We start from the raw sequence: 4,348 nt of genomic DNA, 5'->3' as shown, positions 1-4,348 counted from the left end.
AGGGAAGTGTCCCATAAGTGAGTGGAAAGCGCCCTTAAAGTATGTAGAAGTGTCCCATAAATCACAGGTATGCGCCCGTAAAGTTAAAAAGTGCCCATAGAGTTGAGGGAAATGTCCCATAAATAAGAGGAAAACGCCCCTAAAGTAAGTGGATGTGTCCCATAAATCACAGGTTTGCGCCCGTAAAATTGAAAAGTGCCCATAAAGTTGAGGGAAGTGCCCCATAAGTGAGTAGAAAGCGCCCATAAAGTAAGAGAAGGTGTCCCATAAATGCGAGGTATTCGCCAATAAGGTTGAATTACTCTAACTAGTTTCTAGAGGTGTAACTAAATCCCAGCAAATCGCACGTAAAGAGAGCAAAGTGTCACCTAAAACTTTGGAATCCGCACCTATCCCCGCAACTCGCACCTATCATCATCCCATAAATCTCCAATATCCACCCAAACTCAATCAATCCCACCCATAATATTACAATACCCTTCACACGACACCCTAAATTCGCTCCGAGAAACTATCCCGACTTCATAGCTTTATTTGTCGATTTTCACAGAATGTTAACTATATTGGAGAAATTAACCTGCAGTTGTAATTATTTTATTGGACTAGAAAATATAGCAGGAATTATGAAAGAAAGTGTAGAAATAAAGGGTATAGTCCTTTTGTAACTGAGTAAAAAACACTAAAAAAACTGAAAAATCGCTAATATTTTAGTTTTTCTGACTAAATTTACCTACAAAATGAAATCTATTTGTAACATTAACGAAGGTATCAAGTGTTATAATAGGCATTGTTGTATTTAATAAAAGAAAGTAATTAGGTGGTATAAAATGATAGAAATGACTAACGTCTATAAAAAATATCCTAATGGTATTGTTGCAGCTAACGGGATCGACGTAAATATTAAGCAGGGCGAATTTGTGTACGTAGTTGGACCAAGTGGAGCAGGAAAATCGACATTTATCAAAATGATGTATCGAGAAGAGCGCCCAACGTCAGGTACGATCATAGTCAATGGTATGAATTTAGCAACCTTAAAAAACAAAAATGTACCTTACTTGAGAAGACAAATTGGCGTTGTCTTTCAAGACTTCAAACTACTTCCTCGTCTAAACGTTTATGAAAACGTTGCTTTTGCTTTAGAAGTAATAGAGGAATCCCCTAAGGTGATCCGCAAAAAAGTAATGGACGTATTGGAGCTAGTAGGACTAAAAAATAAGGCGAGAATGTTCCCAACTGAGCTATCAGGTGGAGAACAACAACGTGTTTCCATAGCGCGCTCCATTGTGAATACTCCTAAACTAGTAATTGCAGATGAGCCGACCGGAAATTTAGACCCTGAAACTTCATGGGAAATAATGAACACATTTGAAGAGATTAATTCCCGAGGAACTACAATTGTTATGGCAACTCATAATAGAGAAATTGTAAATACAATTCGACACCGTGTTATTGTAGTTGAGGGTGGCTTAATCACTCGAGACGAGTACGGAGGAGATTACGGATATGAAGGCTAGAACAGCAGGACGTCATTTCAGAGATAGCTTAAAAAGTATTAGCAGAAATGGTTGGATGACATTTGCATCCGTCAGTGCTGTTACCGTTACATTATTACTGGTAGGCGTGTTCGTCATGATTATGATGAATTTAAATAAAGTAGCAGACGACCTAGAAAGAGACGTTGAAGTAAAAATTTACGTTGAATTGACTGCAAGCGAAGAAGACATTGCTAAGCTACAAGAAGACATTAAAAATATTCCGGGTGTTGCAGAGCTAGTATATGCGACTAAGGGAGAAGAATTAAAGAAACTGGTTATGGATTTTGGGTCAGACTTAGAGTTATATGAGCAAGAAAACCCATTACATAATGTATTTTATGCAAAAGCGGTAGACCCTCAAGAAACTGAAGCGATTGCGAAGGAAATCGATAAGTTAGATAACACATTTGAGGTTAGTTATGGTGAAGGGAAAATAGAACGATTATTTTCCGTGTTAAATATGGGTAGAAACGTGGGCGTAGTGTTAATCCTTGCTCTATTATTTACAGCTATGTTCTTAATTTCGAATACAATTCGAATTACGATCGTTGCTAGAAGAAGAGATATAGAGATTATGAAACTAGTTGGAGCTACAAACTGGTTTATCCGTATCCCATTCATATTGGAAGGAATGTGGCTTGGTATCTTAGGAGCGATTGTACCAATCACGTTAGTTACGGTGCTTTACTATAATCTTTATAATGCCTTACAGCCTAAATTAGAGCTAGGAAATTTATTTAATCTACTAGAGTTTTCCCCATTCATTTATCAATTAAACGCATTAATTCTATTAATGGGAGTTTTAATCGGTATCTGGGGTAGTTTCATGTCAGTTAGAAAATTTTTACGAGTATAAGAAGGTATCTTGAAAGGAGCAATAAGATTTGAGAAGACAATCCAAATGGGTGTTGCGTATTGTCGCAATAGCTGCATCCGGAGCGCTACTATTTAACAGTCCAAGCGCTCTTGCGAATTCATTGAACGACCTTAAAAAAGAACAACAGAACATTCAAGAAAAGAAAAGTTCTATTCAATCGAATATTAAAGAAACTGAAACAAAAATTGATACAAATGAGTCTAAAATTGATCAAATTATGGCTCAAATCAAAAAGTTGGATAATGAAATCATGGCAACTGAAAAAAGTATTTCAGCGGTTTTAAGTGAGATTGAAAAGACTACAAGTGAAATCGAAGCATTAAAAGCCTCTATCGCTGAGTTGGAAGAGAAAATTGCAGCTCGCGATGAATTGCTAAAAGAAAGAATACGAGCTGTTCAAGTTAGTGGCGGATCAGTCAATTATTTAGATGTATTACTTGGAGCTAATAGCTTCGTAGACTTTATTGATCGCTTTTCAGCAGTTAATACATTGATGGAAGCTGACCGTAAAATTCTAAAAGAGCAGGCAGAAGATAAAAAAGCGCTTGAAGAACAAACAGCCAGCCTAGAGAAAAAACGTCAAGAGCAAGAAGCAAGTAAAGATCAGCTTGTTTCCTTAAAAGCTAATTTAGATGGTCAAAAATCTTCTAAGAGCACATTAGTAGATCAACTAGAAGTTGAACAAGCTAAACTTTTGGAAGACAAAGAACAGATGGAAACAGAATATGAAGAAGTTTTAAACTTAGATAAAGCGATTCAAGATAAAATTGTTGCAGAGCAAAAGCGTCAAGCAGAAATAGCTAGAAAAGCAGCAGAAGAGAAAAAGAAGAAAGCAGCTGCAGAACGTCAACGTCAGCAGGCTGCTAGCGGATCATCAACTGCAATTCCTGCCGTTTCAGCTGGTAACTGGACAAAACCTGCATCAGGAAGCTTTACCTCTGGTTATGGATACAGAATGCATCCAATCTACGGTAAAGGAAAAATGCATTATGGGATAGATATTGCCAACAGCACTGGAACACCAGTATTATCGGCAGCTGATGGAGTCGTATCGTATGCATCGCCTTTAAGCACATACGGTAATGTAATTATGGTGACTCATTCTATTGATGGTCAAACTTTCACTTCACTATATGCTCATTTAAGCAGTATAGGTGTAGGAGTTGGACAAGTTGTCTCTAAAGGTCAACGTATCGGAGCAATCGGAACTACAGGTAATTCCACTGGACCACATCTTCACTTTGAAATCCATTTAGGATATTGGGAAGGTATGGCTGGTAACTCAGTGAACCCATTGAGATACATTTCTTTATAAAAACAAGACTATAGTGAGCATTCAATTATTATATAATTGGATGCTTATTTTTATATATTTTAAACTTCATAGAAGTCTTATTTTGTACACATTTGGAAAAAACATAAGCTATCGAATGGTATCTATTAGGATTTATGCATATAATTAAAATAATAATATTTTATAAGTAAAGTGGAGGTTAAGTGTGAAGAAAATAATTGGATTACTAGTTATAGGTTTCTTAATAGCAATTGCAACTATATCATTTGTAAAAAACAATATTGATGAAAAGGAAGATCCTTTTGAAGGTGAGCAAATGGGAACAGATATGGCAGAGAACCCAGCAAATAAAGGGACTGGTAAAGGTGATCAAGCTCCAGATTTCACTTTAACCACATTAGATGGAAAAGAAGTTTCGTTATCTGATTATAAAGGAAAGAAAGTAGTGTTGAATTTTTGGACCTCGTGGTGTCCACCTTGTAAGGCAGAAATGCCGCATATGCAAAACTTTTACGAGGATATGACGGATGAAGATAACGTGGAGATCTTAGCAGTCAACCTTACTAGCAATGATCATGGATTAGATAAGGTTACTTCCTTTGTCGATGATTATGGTCTGACCTTTCCAATACCCTTGGACGA

The 4,348-nt window shown here is 36.7% G+C and carries 4 protein-coding genes; all 4 read left to right on the top strand.

Going from position 1 to position 4,348, the window contains the following annotated elements; translation table 11 throughout:
• Nucleotides 1-827 precede the first annotated feature (827 nt).
• Nucleotides 828-1,514: a cell division ATP-binding protein FtsE gene (ftsE, locus tag AC06OU_RS03690; RefSeq protein WP_340884677.1), complete on the top strand. Its 687-nt coding sequence runs from the start codon at nt 828-830 to the stop codon at nt 1,512-1,514.
• Nucleotides 1,504-2,391 (top strand): permease-like cell division protein FtsX, encoded by an 888-nt coding sequence (ftsX, locus tag AC06OU_RS03685; protein ID WP_342560436.1) that lies wholly within the window; start codon nt 1,504-1,506, stop codon nt 2,389-2,391. Before ftsE ends, ftsX begins: the two co-directional genes overlap by 11 nt.
• Before the next feature lie 28 nt (nt 2,392-2,419).
• Nucleotides 2,420-3,727, top strand: coding sequence for a murein hydrolase activator EnvC family protein (locus AC06OU_RS03680; protein WP_475854053.1), 1,308 nt, complete (start codon nt 2,420-2,422; stop codon nt 3,725-3,727).
• 184 nt (nt 3,728-3,911) lie between these two features.
• On the top strand, nt 3,912-4,348 hold a 437-nt coding region (locus AC06OU_RS03675), incomplete at its 3' end, for a redoxin domain-containing protein (RefSeq protein ID WP_475854052.1).

This window comes from Psychrobacillus sp., assembly GCF_056205495.1.
The sequence above is the reverse complement of the archived record's forward strand: the minus strand, read 5'-3'. Positions and strand labels throughout refer to the sequence as shown.

Excerpts from the sequence above, each read along its gene's own strand:
- ftsX (WP_342560436.1), top strand. The coding sequence starts at position 1,504 with ATGAAGGCTAGAACAGCAGGACGTCATTTCAGAGATAGCTTAAAAAGT.
- ftsE (WP_340884677.1), top strand. The coding sequence starts at position 828 with ATGATAGAAATGACTAACGTCTATAAAAAATATCCTAATGGTATTGTT.